Here is a 19,717-nt window from a genome sequence, read left to right as displayed (position 1 = left end):
AAGTTCCGCCATCATAACGGCGTTCAGACCGATGACAGTTATGCGAGCTGGCTTATGAAAGCGTGCGCCCGTCGCGGTAAGCTCAGGGGCATGATGCAAGCTTTTCGCGCAGCGCTGCTGTGGTTCGATCCTCATGTGCCGGGGCCGTCTGTTCGTTACGAGCCCGATGGGCTGCTGGTGACGGGGCCGGGGGACGGCCCGGATGCGCCACGGCGGGTGGTGGACGTGGGCCCCTGGGCCACGTTGGCGCCGCGCTATGCCGCCGTGCCGCTCACCCATTGGCCGCAGCGGCTCATCGCGCCGGGTTTCGTGGACATGCACATCCATTACCCGCAGACGGATGTGATCGGCTCGCCTGCCGACGGGTTGCTGCCTTGGCTGGAGCGTTACACCTTTCCGCACGAGGCCCGGTTTCACGAACCGGCCTATGCCGCCAGCGTGGCTGAGGTGTTTCTGGATGAATTGCTGCGCCACGGCGTGACCACGGCGCTGACCTTTGCCACCTCTCACCCCGCATCGGTGGATGCGCTGATGACGGCGGCCAGCCAACGGGGCCTCAAGCTCATCGCCGGCAAGGTGTTGCAGGATAGGCATTCGCCCGATGGCGTGCGCGACGAGACGCAGCGCAGCCTCCTCGACACCGAAGCGCTTATCCAGCGATGGCATGGCCGGGGCCGGCTGGGGTATGCCATCACCCCGCGGTTTGCGCCGAGCTGTTCCGACGCCCAGATGCGGGGCGCGGCAGAGTTGGCGGCCCGCTACCCGGATGTGTGGATACAGTCGCACGTGGCCGAGAACGTGGACGAGGTGCGCTGGGCCGCGCAACTGTACCCGGGCGCACGCAGCTATCTAGCGGTGTACGGCGACTTCGGCTTGCTGCGCGAGCGTGCGGTTTACGCCCACTGCATTCATATCGACGATGCCGACCGCGCACTGATGCGTGAAACCGGCGCGGCTGCCGCCGTCAGCCCGACCAGCAATCTGTTTCTGGGCAGCGGCTTTTTCGATTACGCCAGCGCCGAGCGCATCGGCTTTCGCTACGGCCTGGCCAGCGATGTGGGCGGGGGCACCAGCTTCTGCCCGTTCCACACCATGCTGGCCGCGTATTGCGTGGGCCGTGCCGGCGTCACGGGTGGGGGCCTGCCCAAGCAGGGGGTCAGCCTGCCGCCCAGCCACCTGTGGTGGCAGCACACCGCCGGCGCGGCCGAGGCCATGGGGCTGGCGGGCGTGGTGGGCAATCTGGCCCCCGGCTGCGAGGCCGACTTCGTCGTGCTCAACCCGCAGGCCAAGCCGCTGCTGGCCCGCAAATGGGCCCAGGCCGATTCCCTGGAGGAAGCGCTGTTCGCGCTCATCGTGCTGGGCGACGACAGGGTGGTCGAACGCGTCTGCCTGGCCGCCGAGGCCCAGCCCCGCCTTTGAGTGGCCGGGCGGGCGGCCTGGCCAGCGCTTGGGCCGGGCGCGTCAGTCCGGCGTCTGAGGCCGGCGCGCTTAACCCGTAGCTTTACCCAGGCTTCACACAAGGCTTGCGGAACTGGCATGGGCCTGTCGCACACTATGCGGGTCAACACGCCACTGCATCATGTCTTTGTCGATCGAGTCAATCGTGCGCCGCTGGGGGCGCTGGGCCGCGCCGGCCACCGTGCTGGGCTTGCTCGGATGCGCGTCTGCGCCACCGGCCGTGCCCGATGCGCAGCCACCTGCTTCGGTGGCGGCCGTCGTGGCTTGGCAGGCACCCTTGCCACCGGCTGCCGTTGCGCCGCCATCGCAGGCATCCGATCTGGCCGCCTGGTGGCGGGTGTTTGGGGATGAGGGGCTGAGCCAGATCATCGAGCGTGCCTTGCAGGCGCACACCAGCGTGCGCGCCGCCCAGGCCGCTTTGGTACAAGCGCGCGCCCAACGCGATCTGACGGCGGCGGCCACTTTGCCGGGGCTGCGGGCTGCGGCCAGCGCGCAGCGAGGCGCCACGGCGCAGACCACCAGCAGCAGCTTCCGCGCCGGGCTGGATGCGAGTTGGGAGGTGGATGTGTTTGGCGCGCGAGGCCACGCCCTGGAGGCCAGCGAGGCCGATGCGCGAGCCAGCGCTGCCCAGCTCGGTCAGACGCGCGTGACCCTGGCGGCCGAGGTGGCGCTGACCTATCTGGAATGGCGGGCCCAACAGCACCGTTTGCAGGTGGCCCGTGATAACCTGGCGGCCCAGGAAGCGGCCTTGCAACTGACCGAGTGGCGCGCCCAGGCGGGCCTGGCCTCGCAACTGGACCGGGACCAGGCCCGTGCCGCCGTGGCGCAGACCCGCTCCAGCGTGGCGCCGCTGGAGGCCGCCGTGGCCCAGTCGCGCCAAGCCCTGGCGGTGCTGGCCGGCCTGCCGCCCCAGGCCGATTTGGCGCTGCCCCCAGAGGGCGCGGTGCCGGTGGCGGCCGATACGCTGGCGGTGGCCATTCCTGCCGATACCTTGCGCCAGCGCCCTGACGTGCAGGCCGCCGAAGCCCGCCTTCAGGCGGCTGTGGCGCGTGTGGGGCAGGCCCGGGCGGCCGGCTGGCCCAGCTTGAGCGTGGGCGGGTCGCTGGACTGGAGATCGCCGCGCCTGAGCGACCTGTTCGATCCCGCCTCCCTGAGCCGTGCGCTGCTGGCCAGCATCAGCGCCAGTGTGTTCGACGGAGGCGCCAACCAAGCCCAGGTGCGGGCGCAGCAGGCCGCCGCCGAGCAGGCCCGTATCGCGCTGGAAGCGGCATGGTTGCAGGCCCTGCAAGAGGTGGAAAGCGCATTGCTGTCTTTGCACGCCAGCCGGCAACGGTTGACCCATTTGCAGCAAGCCGCCGAGGCCGCCGCGAGCGCCGAGGCGCTGGCCCGGCACCGTTACGCCAGCGGCCTCATCGACTACCGCGCCCTGCTCGATGCCCAGCGCACCCGGCTCAGCGCCGAAAGCGAGCGCGTCACCGCGCTGGCCGCCTGGAGCACCGATCACGTGCGCTTGTACAAAGCGCTGGGCGGCGGCTGGCGCCTCGACACCCTGACCACCGATCTGGAAGCGATTGCCCATGACCCACGTTGAATCTTCCTCCTCTGCCGCGCTCGACCGCCTGCTGGGCAGCGAACGCCGGCCCCCCTGGTACCGGCGTGCTTGGCTGGGGTGGCTCGCGCTGCTGCTGATCGGGCTGGGCGCAGGCTGGTGGGCCTGGCAGCAGACCCAGGCCCGCCAGGCCGCGCCTGTGTTCGTCACCGAGCCGCTGACCCGCGGCAACCTCACCCTCACCGTCACCGCCAGCGGCACCTTGCAGCCCGTGCGTGCCGTCAATATCGGCAGCGAGCTGTCGGGAACGGTGAGAGAGGTGCTGGTGGATGTGAACGACCGGGTCCGTCGCGGCCAGGTGCTGGTGGTGCTGGACACCGCCAAGCTGGAAGACCAGGTCCTCAATGCCCGGGCCGCGCTGGCCGCCGCGCGCGCCCAGGTCGCCCAGGCCGAAGCCAACGTGCGCGAGAGCGAAGCCGCGGCCCGGGAGGCCACCGCCCAACTGGCGCGGCTGCAAGAGGTGCATCGCCTCTCTGGCGGCCAAGTGCCCTCAGGCGCTGAGCTCGATGCCGCCCAAGCCAGCGCCGACCGGGCCGACGCCGCCTTGCAGCGCGCCCGCGCCAGCGTGGTCAGCGCCGAGGCCGCGGTGGAGCAAGCGCGCGCCAACCTCGCCACCCACGAGACCAATCTGTCCAAAGCCTCCATCCGTTCCCCCATCGATGGCGTGGTGCTGTCGCGCGCGGTGGATCCGGGCAATGCCGTGGCGGCCTCCTTGCAGGCGGTCACGCTCTTTACCATCGCCCAGGATTTGCGAGAGCTCAAGCTCGATGTCAACGTGGACGAGGCCGATATCGGCGTGGTCAAGGAAGGGCAGAAAGCCACCTTCACGGTGAGCAGCCATCCCGCCCGGCGCTACCCCGGGCAGGTCCAGCGCGTGGCTTTCGGCTCCACGAAAACCGACAACGTCGTGACCTACACCACCACGCTGGACGTGGACAACAGCGACCTGAGCCTGCGCCCCGGCATGACGGCAACGGCCAGCATCGTGGCAGTGGAGCGCACGGGCGTGCTGCTGGTGCCCAACACGGCGCTGCGCTTCATGCCCCAGGTGGACGACGCCTCGGCCCAACCCACCAGCGTGCTGGCGCGCATGATGCCGCGCCCGCCAGCGGCCGCGCCCAAGTCGGTGCGGGTCGATCGCCGAGGCGGTCCACGCCAGATCTGGGTGTTGCAAGACGGCCAGCCCGTGGCCGTCAGCGTCGTCACCGGCATCAGCGATGGGCGATTCACCGAAGTCTCGGGGGAGGGGCTGGCCGAGGGCATGGCCGTCATCATCGAGCAGCGACGCGCGGGAGCCGGGCGATGACCGCAGACCGCGCTGAAGCGCTCATCTCGCTGCGTGGCGTCACCAAGGTGTACGGCCAGGGCGCCACCGCCTTTCTGGCGCTCAAGGGCGTGGATCTGGACATCCATCCCGGGGAGTTCGTGGCCATCATGGGGCCCAGCGGCTCCGGCAAGTCCACCGCCATGAATACCCTGGGCTGTCTGGACCGGCCCACTGGCGGCGAATACCGGTTTCACGGCGTGCCCCTGCAGGGGCTGGACCGGGACGGCCTGGCCCGTCTGCGGCGCCAATTCTTTGGCTTCGTGTTCCAGGGCTTTCACCTGCTGCCCCGCACCACCGCGCTGGAAAACGTCGAGCTGCCCTTGATCTACCGGGGGATGAAGCGGCAGCGTCGGCGCGAGGCAGCCCTACAGGCGCTGGCCGACGTGGGGCTGGCGGGATGGGCGCATCACACGCCGGCCGAACTGTCTGGCGGCCAGCAGCAGCGCGTGGCGATTGCGCGCGCCATCGTAACCGGGCCGCAAGTGCTGCTGGCCGACGAGCCCACCGGTAACCTGGACACCCAGCGCAGTCACGAGATCATGGCACTCATCCAGCGTCTGAACCGGGAGCAGGGCATCACGGTGCTCATGGTCACGCACGAGGCCGACATCGCCGCCTATGCGTCGCGCATCGTCCGTTTCGTCGATGGCACCGTGGCCAGCGACGAGCCCAACCCCCATCCCGCGCAAGCCCCCGCGCAGGAGGCCGCCTGATGTGGTTCAACACGCTGGTGCTGGCGCTGCGCTCCATCCGGCGCAACCTGCTGCGCTCTTTCCTCACCGTGCTGGGCATCGTCATCGGGGTGGCTGCCGTCATCACCATGGTCACCGTGGGCAATGGCGCGACGCTGGCCATCCAGACCCAGATCGCCGGGCTGGGCACCAACCTGCTGCTGGTGCGCCCGGGGCAGCGGATCGGCCCGGGCGGGGGCTCCGGCGGGGCGCAGGCTTTCGTGGCCGCAGACGCCACCGCCATCGCCCAACAGGTGCCCGGCGTGCTCACCGCCGCCCCGGAAGCCCGCACCGGCTCGGTGGTGGTGGCCAACGGTCGCAACTGGTCCAGCAGCATCGTGGGCAGCACCAATGACTGGCTCGTCACCGGCAACTGGAGCCTGTCCGACGGGCGGCCTTTCACCGAGGACGAACAGCGCGCCGGCGCGGCGGTGTGCATCATCGGCGAGACGGTACGGCGCGAATTGTTCGGTCCCACGCCCGCCATCGGGGCGATGCTGCGCGTGCGGCAGGTGCCTTGCGAGGTGGTGGGCGTGCTCGGCGCCAAAGGGCAGGGGGCCTTCGGCAACGACCAGGACGACCTCGTCTACATGCCGCTGAATACCTTCCAGCGTCGCATCGTGGGCCATACCCGGGTCGGCACGCTGCAGGTGTCCATGCTCGACGGCGTGGATGCGGAACTCGTGCGCGAAGGCATCGTCGAACTCATGCGTGAGCGCCGCAAGCTGGCCGATACCGATGAAGACAACTTCAACGTGCTCGATACCCGGCAACTCGGCGAAACGTTGTCGGGCACCACCCGCGTCATGACGATGTTGCTCGGCGCCGTCGCCGCCGTCAGCCTGATCGTCGGCGGCATCGGCATCATGAACATCATGCTCGTGAGCGTGACCGAGCGCACCCGAGAGATCGGCTTGCGGCTGGCCATCGGCGCGCTGGAGCGCGAGGTGTTACTGCAGTTCCTGATCGAGGCGGTGGTGCTGGCGACGTTGGGCGGCGTGATTGGCATGCTGCTGGCCGTGGGGGCCAGCATCGGGCTGGCGGCGCTCATGAACGTGCCTTTCGTGTTCAACCCCGGCGTGAACGCGCTGGCTTTTGCGTTCTCGGCCGGCATTGGCGTGGTGTTCGGGTATTTTCCGGCCCGCCGCGCCGCCCGGCTGGACCCGATCGAAGCGCTGCGTCACGAATGAAGGAGTTCTCATGATCCAGCCTGCTCGCCGACATCTCCTGATCACGGGTGCCGCGGCGGCGGCTGTGGCGCTGGCCACGCCGTTGGGCGTGCGACCCGTCCGTGCCGCCCGGCCGCTTGTCCCCACCCCCAGCCAGACCGAAGGGCCGTTCTATCCCGTGCGCTTGCCCGATGACCACGACGCCGACCTGCTGCGCAACGGTTCCCTGGTGTATCGCCGTGGCCAACCCGCCTGGGTGGAAGGCACGGTGGTGGACGTCGATGGGCAACCCATCTCCGGTGCCGTGGTGGAAATCTGGCAATGCGACGAGGACGGGCGCTACCACCACCCGGGCGATGGCGCTCGGGCAGACCCGGCGTTTCAGGGCTTTGGCCGCATGCAGGTGGGGCGCGATGGCGCTTACCGCTTTCGCACCATCCGCCCGGCGCGCTACAGTGGCCGCACGCCGCACATCCACTTCAAGGTTCGCCGCGGGCCCCACGAACTGCTGACCACCCAGCTCTACGTCGAGGGCGACCCCGGCAATGAGCGCGACTTGCTCTGGCGCCGTCTCAGCCCCGAGGGCCGGCGCGCCCTGACCGTACCTTTCGTGGCCGACGGGCCGGACGTGCGGGCCCGCTTCCCGATCGTGGTGGTGGCTTGAGCCCTGCCCCGTGGCCCCGGCCCCTCATCGCGGCCTGAACACCTCGCCGCGCAAGCGGTCCCCTGGCTGAATGCCGCGCCGGGCAAACCAGCCCTGATGCATTTCCAGCACGAAACGCACGGGCTTGGCCGAGCAATGCGAATCGGTCGTCAGCGGCTGCATGTCGGCCAGGTTCACGATGGTGCCGTCATCCTCGATGAAGGCTGCCGTCAGGGGTAGATAGGTGTTCATCATCCAGAAGCACTGCCGCTGCGGCTCTTCGAAGATGAACAGCATGCCTTCGTTGGGAGCCATGTCCCGCCGCCACATCAAGCCGATGGCCCGCTGCTGGTGCGTGCTGGCCACTTGCGCGTTGATCAGATGCATGCCGGCTTGCAATTGCACCCGCGGCAGATGGAGCTGTGGCTGCTGGGACAGCGCGGGCGTCAGCCATCCCAGGGTCAGCGCCAGACCCAGGGCGGCGCCGAGCCGTGCGAGCCAAAGGCGGCGCCGTGGCGCCATGTGCGTGTCAGGTCGGTGCATGTTTTGTGGCTAGAATTTTCCGAACGGGGATGCCTTGACAGGCAGATGCTAAACCACCCCGCCTAGTTTCCGATTTCATGCCATCACCAGGAGACCGGTTCCCTATGTACCAGCACATCCGCGTGCCTGCCCAAGGCCAAAAAATCACCGTCAACCCCGACATGTCGCTCAACGTGCCGGACGAGCCCATCATCCCCTATATCGAAGGCGATGGCACCGGCGTGGACATCACCCCCGTGATGCTGAAGGTGGTCGATGCCGCCGTGGCCAAAGCCTACGGCGGCAAGCGCAAGATCCACTGGATGGAGGTGTACGCGGGCGAGAAATCCACCCGCGTCTATGGCCCCGACGTCTGGCTGCCCGAGGAAACCCTCGCCGCCTTGAAGGAGTATGTCGTCTCCATCAAAGGCCCGCTGACCACGCCGGTCGGCGGCGGCATCCGCTCGCTCAACGTGGCGCTGCGCCAGGAACTGGACCTCTACGTCTGTCTGCGCCCGGTGCAGTATTTCAAGGGCGTGCCCAGCCCGCTGAAGGAGCCGGAAAAGACCGACATGGTCATCTTCCGCGAAAACTCCGAAGATATCTACGCTGGCATCGAATACCCCGCCCAGAGCGACAAGGCCAAAAAGCTGATCAAGTTCCTGCAAGAGGAGCTGGGCGTGACGAAGATCCGCTTCCCCGAGACGTCGGGCATCGGCATCAAGCCGGTCAGCCAGGAAGGCACCGAGCGCCTGGTGCGCAAAGCCATCCAGTACGCGATCGACAACGACAAGCCCAGCGTGACGCTTGTGCACAAGGGCAACATCATGAAGTACACCGAAGGCGCCTTCCGTGACTGGGGCTACGCGCTGGCCAAGCGTGAGTTCGGCGCGGTGGAGATCGACGGCGGCCCGTGGTGCAAGTTCACCAACCCCAAAACGGGCAAAGACATCATCATCAAAGACTCGATCGCCGACGCGTTCCTGCAGCAGATCCTGCTGCGTCCGGCCGAGTACTCGGTGATCGCCACGCTCAACCTCAACGGCGACTACATCTCCGACGCGTTGGCGGCGCAGGTGGGCGGCATTGGCATCGCGCCCGGGGCCAACCTGTCCGACTCGGTGGCGTGCTTCGAAGCCACGCACGGCACCGCGCCCAAGTACGCCGGCAAGGACTACGTCAACCCCGGGTCCGAAATCCTGTCGGCCGAAATGATGCTGCGCCACATGGGCTGGAAGGAGGCCGCCGACCTCATCATCGTGTCGATGGAGCGCGCCATCCAGTCGAAGAAGGTGACCTACGACTTTGCCCGCCTGATGGAGGGCGCGGAGCAGGTCTCGTGCTCGGGCTTTGGCCAGGTGATGATCGACCACATGTGACCCGACGGGCCTCGCCCCAGGGCCTTTTCCCAACAGCCGAGCGGCCTGCGCCCTCGGCTTTTTTCTTGTCCGTTGGTCGGGTATCTGCTCCTATATCTTATATATGACCCATAATAACGGCCGAGCACAGTGCAAAAGTATTTTTTGCTATGTGAAAGTCTGCAAGGCGCTTTCCCGTTTTCAGGGGTCCGATGGCCGTCGTGACGCATCTGCAGGCCGACTCATCGTTGCAACCCCTCTCACAAGGAAGGCCCATGTCTGCCCATCCAGCGAACATCATCTACACGCTGACCGACGAAGCCCCCCGTCTGGCCACCGCGTCTTTCCTGCCCATCGTCCGCGCTTTCACCGAGCCGGCCGGCATCGCCGTCAGCGAAGCCGACATCTCGGTGGCCGCCCGAATCCTGGGCGAATTCCCCGACTTCCTGCGCGAGGACCAGCGCGTGCCCAACACCTTGGCCGAGCTGGGCAAAAAGACCCTGCAGCCCGATGCCAACATCATCAAGCTGCCCAACATCAGCGCATCCGTGGCGCAACTGGTGGCGGCCATCAAAGAGCTGCAAGCCAAGGGCTATGCCGTGCCCGATTACCCGGAAAACCCCAAGACGGACGAGGAGCGCGAGATCAAGCGCCGCTACGGCAAGTGCCTGGGCTCGGCCGTCAACCCGGTGCTGCGCGAGGGCAACTCCGACCGCCGCGCGCCCAAGGCCGTCAAGGAATACGCCCGCAAGCACCCCCACCACATGGGCGAATGGAGTCAGGCGTCGCGCACGCACGTCTCGCACATGCACCATGGCGACTTCTATCACGGCGAAAAATCCATGACGCTGGATCGTCCGCGGCGCGTCAAGATGGAGCTGATCACCCGCAGTGGCCAGGCCATCGTGCTCAAGCCCGAGGTGCAGCTGCAGGACCGCGAGGTCATCGACAGCATGTTCATGAGCAAGAAGGCGCTGCTGGAGTTCTATGAAAAGCAGATCGAAGACGCCTACAAGACCGGCGTGATGTTCTCGCTGCACGTCAAGGCCACCATGATGAAGGTCTCTCACCCCATCGTGTTCGGCCACTGCGTCAAGATCTTCTACAAAGACGCCTTCGCCAAGCACGGCAAGCTGTTTGATGAGCTGGGCGTCAACGTCAACAACGGCATGGTGGACCTCTACAACAAAATCGCCACCTTGCCGCAGAGCTTGCAGGAAGAAATCAAGCGCGATCTGCACGCCTGCCACGAGCATCGCCCCGAGCTGGCGATGGTGGATTCGGCCAAAGGCATCACCAACTTCCATTCGCCCAACGACATCATCGTGGACGCGTCCATGCCAGCCATGATCCGCAACGGCGGCAAGATGTACGGGGCCGACGGGCGCCTGAAAGACGTCAAGGCCGTCATGCCCGAATCCACCTTCGCCCGCATCTACCAGGAGATGATCAACTTCTGCAAGTGGCACGGCGCGTTCGATCCCCGCACCATGGGCACCGTGCCCAACGTCGGCCTCATGGCCCAGCAGGCCGAGGAGTACGGCAGCCACGACAAAACCTTCGAGATCCCGGAAGACGGCGTGGCCAACATCACCGACCTGGACACCGGCGAAGTGCTGATGAGCCAGAACGTGGAGCAAGGCGACATCTGGCGCATGTGCCAGGTCAAGGACGCCGCCATTCGCGACTGGGTCAAGCTGGCGGTCAACCGGGCGCGGCACTCGGGCATGCCGGTCGTGTTCTGGCTCGACCCCTATCGCCCGCACGAAGCCCAGCTCATCACCAAGGTCAAGATGTACCTGCACGAGCACGACACCACCGGCCTGGACATCCAGATCATGAGCCAGGTGCGTGCCATGCGCTACACGCTGGAGCGCGTCATCCGCGGGCTGGACACCATCAGCGCCACCGGCAACATCCTGCGCGACTACCTGACCGACCTGTTCCCCATCATGGAACTGGGCACCAGCGCCAAGATGCTGTCCATCGTGCCGCTGATGGCTGGCGGCGGCATGTACGAGACGGGCGCCGGCGGCTCGGCGCCGAAGCACGTGCAGCAGTTGGTGGAGGAAAACCATCTGCGCTGGGATTCGCTGGGCGAGTTTCTGGCGTTGGCCGTCTCGCTGGAGGATCTGGGCATCAAGAACAACAATCCCCGCGCCAAGCTGCTGGCCAAGACGCTCGATGCGGCCACCGGCAAGCTGCTGGACAACAACAAGTCGCCCAGCCCCAAAACCGGGCAGCTCGACAACCGCGGCAGCCAGTTCTACCTTGCCCTGTACTGGGCCGAGGCGCTGGCCGCCCAGACCGAAGACGCCGAGCTGGCCGCCAAGTTTGCGCCCCTGGCACAGACGCTGGCGGCCAACGAGCAGCGCATCGTCGAGGAGCTCAACGCCGTGCAGGGGCGGCCGGTGGACATCGGCGGCTACTACATGCCCGACCCGCAGAAGCTCGCCCAGGTGATGCGGCCCAGCGCCACCTTCAACCAGGCGCTGGAGGCGCTGACGGCCTGACGCGCCAGGCCGCCGTCTGCGCTCCGGCAGGGCGGCTGCGTCAGGCGCCGACATCGTGCCGGCCCTTCAGCCACGTTTGGCCACCCGCCCTGAGGGGCGAGGTGGCCATTTTCATGGTGGGCGCGGGGCAAGGGCTGCTGCAGGAACAGGGCGCAATCGCTAGAATCGAAATACCATGGCAACGACCCCTCGACAACCCGATCTGACCCCCCAAGTCCCCGCCGGGGACGATGCGGTCGTGCTCGAACGCCAAAGCCAGCGCGTCGAGCCGCCCAAGATGTACCAGGTCGTCCTGCTCAACGACGACTTCACCCCCATGGAGTTCGTGGTGCTGGTGCTGCAGGAGTACTTCAACAAGGACCGCGAGACCGCCACCCAGATCATGCTCAAGATCCATATCGAAGGGCGAGGGGTGTGCGGCGTGTTCACCCGCGACCTGGCCACCACCAAGGTGGAGCAGGTGCTGCAGGCGGCGCGGCATCACGGGCATCCGCTGCAATGTCTCAGTGAACCCGTTGAATAAGGCCGGAATTGCCCCATTTGCAACAGACCAGCGGCTGGAATCGCGGTAAATTAGAGACTCGTTTTAAGGAAGTGCCCCATGATTGCCCAGGAACTTGAAGTCAGCTTGCACATGGCCTTTGTGGAGGCCCGGCAACAACGGCACGAATTCATCACCGTCGAGCACCTGCTGCTCGCCTTGCTGGACAACCCCAGCGCCGCCGAGGTGCTGCGTGCCTGCTCCGCCAACATCGACGATTTGCGCAAATCGTTGACCAATTTCATCAAAGACAACACGCCGCAGGTCGCCGGCACCGAGGAGGTGGACACCCAGCCCACCTTGGGTTTTCAGCGCGTCATCCAGCGCGCCATCATGCACGTGCAGAGCACGGGCAATGGCAAGAAAGAAGTCACGGGCGCCAATGTGCTGGTGGCTATCTTCGGCGAAAAGGACTCCCACGCCGTGTACTACCTGCACCAGCAGGGCGTGACGCGCTTGGACGTGGTCAACTACATCGCGCACGGCATCCGCAAGAGCGATCCGCCCGAGCCGTCCAAGCCCAGCGAGGGCGGGGCCGCTGACCAGGAGGAGGCGCCTGAAACCCGTGGCAGCCATGAGAAGGCTTCGCCGCTGGAGCAGTTCACCCTGAATCTGAACCAGGCCGCCAAGGACGGCAAGATCGATCCGCTCATCGGCCGCGAGTATGAGGTGGAGCGCGTCATCCAGATCCTGTGCCGCCGCCGCAAGAACAACCCGCTGCTGGTGGGCGAGGCTGGCGTCGGCAAGACGGCGATTGCCGAAGGGCTGGCTTGGCGCATCGTCCAGAAAGACGTGCCCGAGATCCTGGCCGATGCCACGGTGTATTCGCTGGACATGGGTGCCTTGCTGGCCGGCACCAAGTACCGGGGCGATTTCGAGCAACGCTTGAAAGGGGTGCTCAAGACGCTCAAGGACAAGCCCAACGCCATCCTGTTCATCGACGAGATCCACACCCTCATCGGCGCAGGCGCGGCCTCCGGTGGCACCTTGGACGCTTCCAACCTGCTCAAGCCCGCGCTGTCCAGCGGCCAGCTCAAGTGCATTGGCGCCACCACCTTCACCGAGTACCGCGGCATTTTCGAGAAAGATGCTGCGCTGAGCCGCCGCTTCCAGAAGGTGGATGTGCTCGAACCCACGGTGGAACAGACGGTGGACATCCTCAAAGGGCTCAAGAGCCGTTTCGAGGAGCACCACAGCGTGAAATACGCCCACGCGGCCCTGCAGGCGGCCGCCGAGTTGAGTGCCAAGTACATCAACGACCGCCACCTGCCCGACAAGGCCATCGACGTGATCGACGAAGCCGGCGCTGCCCAGCGCATCCAGGTACCGTCCAAGCGCAAGAAGACCATCGGCAAGGCCGAGATCGAAGAAATCGTGGCCAAGATCGCCCGCATCCCGCCGGCCAGCGTCTCCAGCGATGATCGCAGCAAGCTGCAAACCCTGGAGCGCGACTTGAAGGCCGTGGTGTTTGGGCAGGACAAAGCGCTGGAGGTGTTGGCCTCGGCGGTGAAGATGTCGCGCTCCGGTCTGGGCAAGCCCGACAAGCCGATCGGCGCCTTCCTCTTCAGCGGCCCCACCGGCGTGGGCAAGACGGAGGCGGCACGGCAGTTGGCCTACATCCTGGGCATCGAGCTGATCCGCTTCGACATGTCCGAGTACATGGAGCGCCACGCCGTCAGCCGCCTCATCGGCGCGCCGCCGGGCTATGTCGGCTTCGACCAGGGCGGCCTGCTGACCGAGGCCGTCACCAAGAAGCCGCATTGCGTGCTGTTGCTCGACGAGATCGAAAAGGCCCACCCGGACATCTTCAACGTGCTGCTGCAGGTGATGGACCACGGCACGCTGACCGACAACAACGGGCGCAAGGCCGACTTCCGCAATGTCATCATCATCATGACGACGAACGCTGGCGCCGAGACCATGAACAAGGCCACGATCGGCTTTACCACCGAACGCCAGGCCGGCGACGAGATGGCCGACATCAAGCGCCTGTTCACGCCGGAGTTCCGCAACCGGCTCGATGCGATCGTCAGCTTCAAGGCGCTGGATGAGCAGATCATCCTGCGCGTGGTGGACAAATTCCTGCTGCAACTGGAGCAGCAGCTCGCCGAGAAGAAGGTGGAAGTCACCTTCACCGACGCGCTGCGGCGCTATCTGGCCAAGAAGGGTTTCGATCCCCTCATGGGAGCGCGGCCCATGCAGCGGCTCATTCAGGACACGATCCGCCGCGCGCTGGCCGACGAGTTGCTCTTTGGCCGCCTGACCGAAGGTGGGCGTTTGACGGTGGACATCGACACCGCCGTGGAAGACAAGCCCGAAGTCAAACTGGACATCCAGCCATTGGCCAAGAAGGAGCGTCCCTCCAAGGCGGAGCCGGCCGAGCCCGAGGAAGCCACGGCCGATTGATGCCCGATGGATGCAGCACCGCGCCGACGTGGCGGGGCGGATGAGGGTCAGCCCCTGACCCTGACCTGACAGGCGATGGGCGCCATCCGCCCGATTTCGAGCGTCAGCGCATCGCCTTGGCCGCGCACGCCGATCGGGCCATTGGTGTAATGGAAGCCCGAAGCGGCGGGTTGTTGTTGCAGCTCGTGGTTTTGTCCGTGCCGGATCAGCACGCCGACGCCTTGTTCTGGGAAAAAACGCATTTCGATGGTCTGGCCGTCGGCGCAGCTGTAGAGGGCGCGCGTCATCGGTACCGGCTGCATGCCGGGCGGCGGCGGGGGCAGTGGTTCCAGCGTGGCGGTCTGGCAGGCGGCCAGCAACAGGGCGGAGGTCAGTGGCAGGGCGGTTTTCATGGTCAAAGCATAGCATTGCGGGCTGCCCCTCGGCATGGGTTTCCCTGCCGATTGGGGTGTAATGGAGGGCATGAGCGCCCATACCTTTCTTTGGCACGACTACGAAACCTTTGGTGCCCATCCCCGGCTCGACCGCCCGGCCCAGTTCGCCGCCATCCGCACCGATGCCGATCTCAACGAGGTGGGCGAGCCGGTGATGCTCTATTGCCAACCATCGGCCGACTATTTACCCGATCCGCAGAGCTGCCTGATCACCGGCATCACGCCCCAGTGGTGCATGGCGCATGGCGTGCCTGAGCGGGCGTTTGCCGCCCGGATCGAGGCCGAGTTGGCCCGTCCGGGCACCATCGGCGTCGGTTACAACACCATCCGTTTCGACGACGAGTTCACCCGCTTTCTCTTCTGGCGCAACCTGATGGACCCGTATGCCCGCGAGTGGCAGAACGGCTGTGGGCGCTGGGACTTGCTGGATGTGGTGCGGCTGTCCTATGCCTTGCGGCCGGAGGGCATCGAGTGGCCGAAAAAGGCCGATGGCCGCCCCAGCTTTCGCCTCGAAGACCTGGCGCGCGCCAATGGGCTGGCGCACGAAGCCGCGCACGATGCCTTGTCAGACGTTCGCGCCACCATCGCGGTGGCTCGGCTGATTCGTCAGCACCATCCCCGGCTGTTCGAGTTCGCGCTGAGCTTGCATCGCAAGGAGCGGGTGGCTGCCGAACTCGGGTTGCCGGTAACCGTGGGCGATGCCCGGCCGTTTTTGCATGTGTCGGGCATGTTCGCGCCCGAGCGCGGCTGCCTGGCCGTGATGTGGCCGCTGGCCACCCATCCCATGAACCGCAACGAGTTGCTGGCTTGGGATTTGTCTTTCGACCCCCGGGAACTGGCCGATCTGGACGCGGCCGCCATCCGGCAACGCCTGTTCACCCGGCAGGAGGATTTGCCCGCCGGGGTGCAACGCTTGCCGATCAAGAGCGTGCACTTGAACAAGTCGCCCATGGTGGTGAGTCAATTGCGCACCTTGCGGCCCGCCCTGGCCGAGCGGTGGGGCATCGACATGGCGCAGTGCCTCAGCCACGCCGCCCATGCCGCGGCACTGCCGGACATGAGCGCCATCTGGGCGGAGGTGTTCGAGCGCTCGTCTCCGCGCGAGGCCGATGACCCGGAGCAGGACCTCTACGGCGGCTTCCTCCAGGAGGCGGATCGTCGTCGCCTGGACCATCTGCGGGCCGCCGCGCCGGCCGATCCGGCATGGGACAAGGCCACCTTCGACGACCCCCGCCTGCCCACTCTGGTGTTTCGCTACCGCGCACGCCACTTCCCCGAAACGCTCAGCGATGCGCAGCGCCAGCAGTGGTTGGCGCATTGCCAGGACCGTTTGCTGCGCGGGCAGGGCGGGGCGTTGACCGTGCAGCGCTTGTTCGAGCGCATCGATGCCTTGGCCGAAGACGCCGCCGCCCGGGGCGATGAGCGCGCCGAGGCCATCCTGTCGGCGCTGTACGACTATGCCGAGAGCCTGACCGAAGGCTGGTGATCGCCGCGGGCGACCCGCTCCAGGTAGCCAGGCACCTCGGCGGCCTGCATGGGCCGGCTGAGCAGGTAGCCCTGAACCGCGTCGCAGCCCAAGCGCTGCAGACAGGCGAGTTGTTCCACGGTTTCCACCCCTTCGGCCACGGTCTGGTGCCCCAGTTGATGGGCCAGCCCGATGGCCGCGCTGATGATGGCCAGATCGTCCGGATGGGGGCTGAGCGCATGCACGAACGATTTGTCGATTTTCAGGTGGTCGATGGCGAAGTGCCGCAGATAGCTCAGCGAGGAATAGCCGGTGCCGAAGTCATCGACCGCGCATTGCGCGCCGTGGCTGCGCAAGGTCTGGAGTTGCTGTTCGGCGCGCTGCGGGTCGCGCATCATCGCGCCTTCGGTGATCTCGAAGGTCACGCCATCGAGCCCCAGCCCTTCCTGGGCAAAGCAGCTTGCCAGTCGGTCCACCAGGTCGGCGCGGTCGAATTGCCGCGCCGAGAGGTTGATGCCGATGCGCCACGCCTCTGTGGTGGGCTGCAGCCCCTGTTCGCGCCAGAGCCGGCTTTGCCGGGCCACTTGCTGGCAGACCCAAAGGCCCAGATGTTCGATCAGGTCCGACTCTTCCGCGATGGGGATGAACTGGTCGGGTGGGATGTAACGACCATCGCCCTGTGGCCAACGCAGCAACGCCTCGAAGCCCAGCAGAGGGAGGCCGTCGCTGAGGCGGTGAATGGGCTGGTAGTGCAGTTCGAGCTGATGGGCTTGAAGCGCGGCGCGCAGCCGGTGCTCGAACTCGATGCGCCGGATGACCGCCTCGTTCATGTCGGGGGCGTAGAAGCGGTAGCCCGCGCCCCCTTCATTTTTGACGTGGTACATGGCCAGATCGGCCAGACGCAACAATTCGTTTTCCTCCAGGCCGTCTTGTGGATAGAGCGCAATGCCAATGGAGGGCGACAGGTGCACGGGCCCGCGTGGGGTGTCGTAGGGCGCGCTGAGGGCTTGCAGCAACTGCGTGGCCACTTGGGCCGCATCCAGGCCGGCTTCGATGCCGGTGAGGGCAACGACGAATTCGTCACCACCGATGCGGGCCACGATGTCGCTTTGCCGCAGCCGTTCGCGCAGCCGACGCGCCATCTCGATCAGCACCACGTCGCCCACTTCGTGACCGAGTGAGTCGTTGATCGCCTTGAAACGGTCCATGTCGATGAACAGGACCGCCATCTGGCCGCCATGCCGCTCGGCCTGGGCCAGCGCCTGGCGCAGGCCGATGGTGAAAGCGCCCCGGTGATCCAGGCCGGTGAGCGGGTCGGTGCGGGCGAGGCGCTCCACTTCGGCTTCGTGGTGTTTTTGCTCGGTGACGTCGGTATAGACCGTGACGAATCCGCCTGTGGCCAGTGGTTGTCCTTGGATGTAGAGCACGCGGCCGTTGGGGCGGGTGCGCTCGAAGGCGTGGGGCTGAAAATCGCGTGCGCGATCCAGCAAGGCCTGCACCATCGCTTCGGGGTCTTCGCACGGGCCGTATTCCCCACGCATGACGTTGAAGCGGAACATGGATTCCAGCGACACCACGGGCTGGCGGAACAGTTCCTCCGGGATGTCGAGCAACTCGCGCAGCCGGTCGTTCCAGGCCACGATTTGGAGCTGGCGATCCACCATCGTCACCCCGGCCGGGATGTGCTCGATGAGGGTCCGCAGCCGGTCGGAGGTCTGTTCCAGTCGCTCGCGCTCGAGCTTCTGCTCAGTGATGTCGGTGTAGGTGGTGACGAAGCCGGTGACCTGGCCCTCGTGCAAAATGGGTTCGCCAATCACCAGGTGGGTGCGCCCGTTGGGCCGTGTGCGTTCGAAGCGGTGGGCCTGAAAGCGCAAGGCCAGTTCCCGGCGCTGGCGCACCATGGCTTCGATATCGCCTTCGCCATATTCGCCGCGTTGCGCGGGCACGCGGATGAGTTCGCTGAAGTCCACGCCTTCGCGCACCAGATCGGCGGGCAAGTCCAGCACTTTGGTGAATTCGGCGTTCCATACCTTCAGGCGCAGCTGATCGTCGAAAACGCTCAGCCCCATCGGCAGATGGCCGACGATGGCCTCCAGATAGGCGGTGCGCTCCTGCAGGGTGCGCTGCAACTGTACATGCTCGGTGATGTCCAGGTTGAAACCGTAGGCCAGGCGATGGCCGGTTTCCGGGTCGGTGGCCACCGCAATCCGCACCACATGGTGACGCACGGCACCATCGTCGGCGATGGAGCGGTAGGTGGTTTCCCCTTCGCCCTGCGCGTAGGCCGCGCCCAGCCGCTCGGCAAAGGTGGCGCGGTCATCGGGGTGGAGGATATCGAGCATGTGGCGCCGATGGGCCGGAAGGTCCTCTGCCATGCCGTGCTGGCGCCGGAAACTGCTGGACCACCACATTTCCTGTGTTTCCAGGTCGCGGATCCAATGCCCGATACCCAGGCGCTCCAGCAATTCGGAGAAACGTTGCCGCTCCGGCAGCATCCGCGCCTCGGCACGCCGCCGCTGCCGCCGCTCGTGCCACCAGCCTCCCGTGGCGATCACGGCCAACAGCAGCCCGGCGGCGCTCAGCGGGTCGAACATTCGTGTCTCCTGTCCCGTGTTGGCTTCGGTAATATGGTCATCAGTATACGAAGCCAAGGCTTGCCCAGGCCCTGGCTGGGGAAACTCCCTAGAACACGCACGGCTGGACCCCGGCAAAGGGCGCGGCGTGGGCGGAAAGCCGGGTTCGCAAGGCCAAAACGTACAATTCCGGCTTTGTGACAACCGTTTGAAACGCATCCGGACAATTCGAGGGCAGACATGGCAGGGCATTCCAAGTGGGCCAACATCCAGCACCGCAAGGGGCGGCAGGACGAAAAGCGTCAGCGCATCTGGACGCGCGTGGTGCGCGAAATCATGGTGGCCGCGCGTCAAGGCGGTGGCGAACCCGCCGCCAACCCCCGGCTGCGCCTGGCCATTGAAAAGGCCAAGGCGGCCAACATGCCGGCCGACACCATCAAGCGCAACATCGACAAGGCCACGGGCAACCTGGAAGGCGCGAACTACGAGGAAGTGCGCTACGAAGGCTATGGGATCGGCGGGGCGGCCGTGATCGTCGATTGCATGACCGACAACCGCGTGCGCACCGTGGCCGAAGTGCGCCATGCCTTCAGCAAGCACGGCGGCAACCTGGGCACCGAGGGCTCTGTGGCTTTCCAATTCAAGCATTGCGGGCAGATGATTTTCGCCCCCGGCACGTCGGAAGACCGCGTCATGGAAGTGGCCCTGGAGGCCGGCGCGCAAGACGTGATCACCGATGACGATGGCGCCATCGAAGTCATCACCGCCCCGGGCGACTTCGAGGCCGTGAAAAACGCGCTGGAGGCCGCCGGCCTGAAGCCCGAAGTGGCCGAGGTGACGATGCGTGCCGACAACACCATCGCCCTCAGCGGCGAAGACGCGGCCCGCATGCAGAAGCTGCTGGACGTGCTGGAAGACCTGGACGACGTGCAAAACGTCTTCCATAACGCGGAAATCAACGAATGACC

Annotated in this window: 15 protein-coding genes; 12 read left to right on the top strand and 3 right to left on the bottom strand. The window is 66.2% G+C overall.

Annotated features, from left to right (window positions below):
- Positions 1-93 precede the first annotated feature (93 nt).
- The 6 genes from guaD (at position 94) to DFR43_RS05715 (ending at position 6,958) form a co-directional block, all read left to right on the top strand.
- Positions 94-1,419, top strand: a complete 1,326-nt coding sequence (guaD, locus tag DFR43_RS05740) for a guanine deaminase (RefSeq protein ID WP_133596730.1) — start codon at positions 94-96, stop codon at positions 1,417-1,419.
- 160 nt (positions 1,420-1,579) lie between these two features.
- Positions 1,580-3,049: an efflux transporter outer membrane subunit gene (locus DFR43_RS05735; RefSeq protein WP_245988847.1), complete on the top strand. Its 1,470-nt coding sequence runs from the start codon at positions 1,580-1,582 to the stop codon at positions 3,047-3,049.
- On the top strand, positions 3,036-4,373 hold the full coding sequence (locus DFR43_RS05730) for an efflux RND transporter periplasmic adaptor subunit (RefSeq protein WP_133596554.1): 1,338 nt from the start codon (positions 3,036-3,038) through the stop codon (positions 4,371-4,373). Before DFR43_RS05735 ends, DFR43_RS05730 begins: the two co-directional genes overlap by 14 nt.
- The gene (locus DFR43_RS05725) at positions 4,370-5,107 is read left to right on the top strand and encodes an ABC transporter ATP-binding protein (protein WP_133596552.1); all 738 of its coding nucleotides are present in this window, start codon (positions 4,370-4,372) and stop codon (positions 5,105-5,107) included. Before DFR43_RS05730 ends, DFR43_RS05725 begins: the two co-directional genes overlap by 4 nt.
- Positions 5,107-6,315, top strand: coding sequence for an ABC transporter permease (locus DFR43_RS05720; protein ID WP_133596550.1), 1,209 nt, complete (start codon positions 5,107-5,109; stop codon positions 6,313-6,315). The genes DFR43_RS05725 and DFR43_RS05720 overlap by 1 nt, the downstream gene beginning before the upstream one ends.
- A 10-nt stretch (positions 6,316-6,325) precedes the next feature.
- Positions 6,326-6,958: a dioxygenase family protein gene (locus DFR43_RS05715; RefSeq protein WP_133596548.1), complete on the top strand. Its 633-nt coding sequence runs from the start codon at positions 6,326-6,328 to the stop codon at positions 6,956-6,958.
- A gap of 24 nt (positions 6,959-6,982) precedes the next feature.
- Here the strand turns inward: DFR43_RS05715 and DFR43_RS05710 are convergent, their stop codons facing one another.
- Entirely contained in the window at positions 6,983-7,480 is a 498-nt protein-coding gene (locus DFR43_RS05710; RefSeq protein ID WP_245988846.1) for a DUF192 domain-containing protein, read from the bottom strand.
- Positions 7,481-7,584: 104 nt separating this feature from the next.
- Between DFR43_RS05710 and icd the strand changes: the two genes are divergently transcribed.
- The 4 genes from icd to clpA all read left to right on the top strand — a co-directional run bounded on the left by icd (position 7,585) and on the right by clpA (position 14,277).
- On the top strand, positions 7,585-8,838 hold the full coding sequence (gene icd, locus DFR43_RS05705; protein ID WP_133596544.1) for an NADP-dependent isocitrate dehydrogenase: 1,254 nt from the start codon (positions 7,585-7,587) through the stop codon (positions 8,836-8,838).
- 254 nt (positions 8,839-9,092) lie between these two features.
- Complete coding sequence (locus tag DFR43_RS05700) at positions 9,093-11,330, top strand: NADP-dependent isocitrate dehydrogenase (RefSeq protein WP_133596542.1); 2,238 nt, start codon at positions 9,093-9,095, stop codon at positions 11,328-11,330.
- Between the two features lie 175 nt (positions 11,331-11,505).
- The gene (gene clpS, locus DFR43_RS05695; RefSeq protein ID WP_133596540.1) at positions 11,506-11,853 is read left to right on the top strand and encodes an ATP-dependent Clp protease adapter ClpS; all 348 of its coding nucleotides are present in this window, start codon (positions 11,506-11,508) and stop codon (positions 11,851-11,853) included.
- 78 nt (positions 11,854-11,931) lie between these two features.
- Entirely contained in the window at positions 11,932-14,277 is a 2,346-nt protein-coding gene (gene clpA, locus DFR43_RS05690) for an ATP-dependent Clp protease ATP-binding subunit ClpA (RefSeq protein ID WP_133596538.1), read from the top strand.
- A 47-nt stretch (positions 14,278-14,324) separates the two neighbouring features.
- Here clpA and DFR43_RS05685 read toward each other — a convergent pair whose 3' ends face one another.
- The gene (locus DFR43_RS05685) at positions 14,325-14,669 is read right to left on the bottom strand and encodes an MliC family protein (RefSeq protein ID WP_211338607.1); all 345 of its coding nucleotides are present in this window, start codon (positions 14,667-14,669) and stop codon (positions 14,325-14,327) included.
- A gap of 70 nt (positions 14,670-14,739) precedes the next feature.
- On the opposite strand from DFR43_RS05685, the gene sbcB reads away from it, so the two are divergent.
- A complete protein-coding gene (sbcB, locus tag DFR43_RS05680) occupies positions 14,740-16,197 on the top strand; it encodes an exodeoxyribonuclease I (RefSeq protein ID WP_133596536.1) in 1,458 nt (485 codons plus the stop codon).
- On the opposite strand, the gene DFR43_RS05675 is transcribed toward sbcB, so the two are convergent.
- Positions 16,167-18,770, bottom strand: coding sequence for a sensor domain-containing protein (locus tag DFR43_RS05675; protein WP_164499707.1), 2,604 nt, complete (start codon positions 18,768-18,770; stop codon positions 16,167-16,169). The genes sbcB and DFR43_RS05675 overlap by 31 nt on opposite strands.
- A 219-nt stretch (positions 18,771-18,989) precedes the next feature.
- Between DFR43_RS05675 and DFR43_RS05670 the strand changes: the two genes are divergently transcribed.
- Entirely contained in the window at positions 18,990-19,715 is a 726-nt protein-coding gene (locus DFR43_RS05670; protein WP_133596532.1) for a YebC/PmpR family DNA-binding transcriptional regulator, read from the top strand.
- The last annotated feature ends 2 nt before the right edge of the window (positions 19,716-19,717 follow it).

This window comes from Tepidicella xavieri (assembly GCF_004363315.1).
GTDB classification, from domain to species: domain Bacteria; phylum Pseudomonadota; class Gammaproteobacteria; order Burkholderiales; family Burkholderiaceae_C; genus Tepidicella; species Tepidicella xavieri.
This window is presented reverse-complemented; position numbering and strand designations above follow the sequence as displayed.

Coding starts and splice junctions, on each gene's coding strand:
- guaD (WP_133596730.1), top strand. CDS start 94: ATGCAAGCTTTTCGCGCAGCGCTGCTGTGGTTCGATCCTCATGTGCCG.
- DFR43_RS05735 (WP_245988847.1), top strand. CDS start 1,580: ATGTCTTTGTCGATCGAGTCAATCGTGCGCCGCTGGGGGCGCTGGGCC.
- DFR43_RS05730 (WP_133596554.1), top strand. CDS start 3,036: ATGACCCACGTTGAATCTTCCTCCTCTGCCGCGCTCGACCGCCTGCTG.
- DFR43_RS05725 (WP_133596552.1), top strand. CDS start 4,370: ATGACCGCAGACCGCGCTGAAGCGCTCATCTCGCTGCGTGGCGTCACC.
- DFR43_RS05720 (WP_133596550.1), top strand. CDS start 5,107: ATGTGGTTCAACACGCTGGTGCTGGCGCTGCGCTCCATCCGGCGCAAC.
- DFR43_RS05715 (WP_133596548.1), top strand. CDS start 6,326: ATGATCCAGCCTGCTCGCCGACATCTCCTGATCACGGGTGCCGCGGCG.
- DFR43_RS05710 (WP_245988846.1), bottom strand. CDS start 7,480: ATGCACCGACCTGACACGCACATGGCGCCACGGCGCCGCCTTTGGCTC.
- icd (WP_133596544.1), top strand. CDS start 7,585: ATGTACCAGCACATCCGCGTGCCTGCCCAAGGCCAAAAAATCACCGTC.
- DFR43_RS05700 (WP_133596542.1), top strand. CDS start 9,093: ATGTCTGCCCATCCAGCGAACATCATCTACACGCTGACCGACGAAGCC.
- clpS (WP_133596540.1), top strand. CDS start 11,506: ATGGCAACGACCCCTCGACAACCCGATCTGACCCCCCAAGTCCCCGCC.
- clpA (WP_133596538.1), top strand. CDS start 11,932: ATGATTGCCCAGGAACTTGAAGTCAGCTTGCACATGGCCTTTGTGGAG.
- DFR43_RS05685 (WP_211338607.1), bottom strand. CDS start 14,669: ATGAAAACCGCCCTGCCACTGACCTCCGCCCTGTTGCTGGCCGCCTGC.
- sbcB (WP_133596536.1), top strand. CDS start 14,740: ATGAGCGCCCATACCTTTCTTTGGCACGACTACGAAACCTTTGGTGCC.
- DFR43_RS05675 (WP_164499707.1), bottom strand. CDS start 18,770: ATGTTCGACCCGCTGAGCGCCGCCGGGCTGCTGTTGGCCGTGATCGCC.
- DFR43_RS05670 (WP_133596532.1), top strand. CDS start 18,990: ATGGCAGGGCATTCCAAGTGGGCCAACATCCAGCACCGCAAGGGGCGG.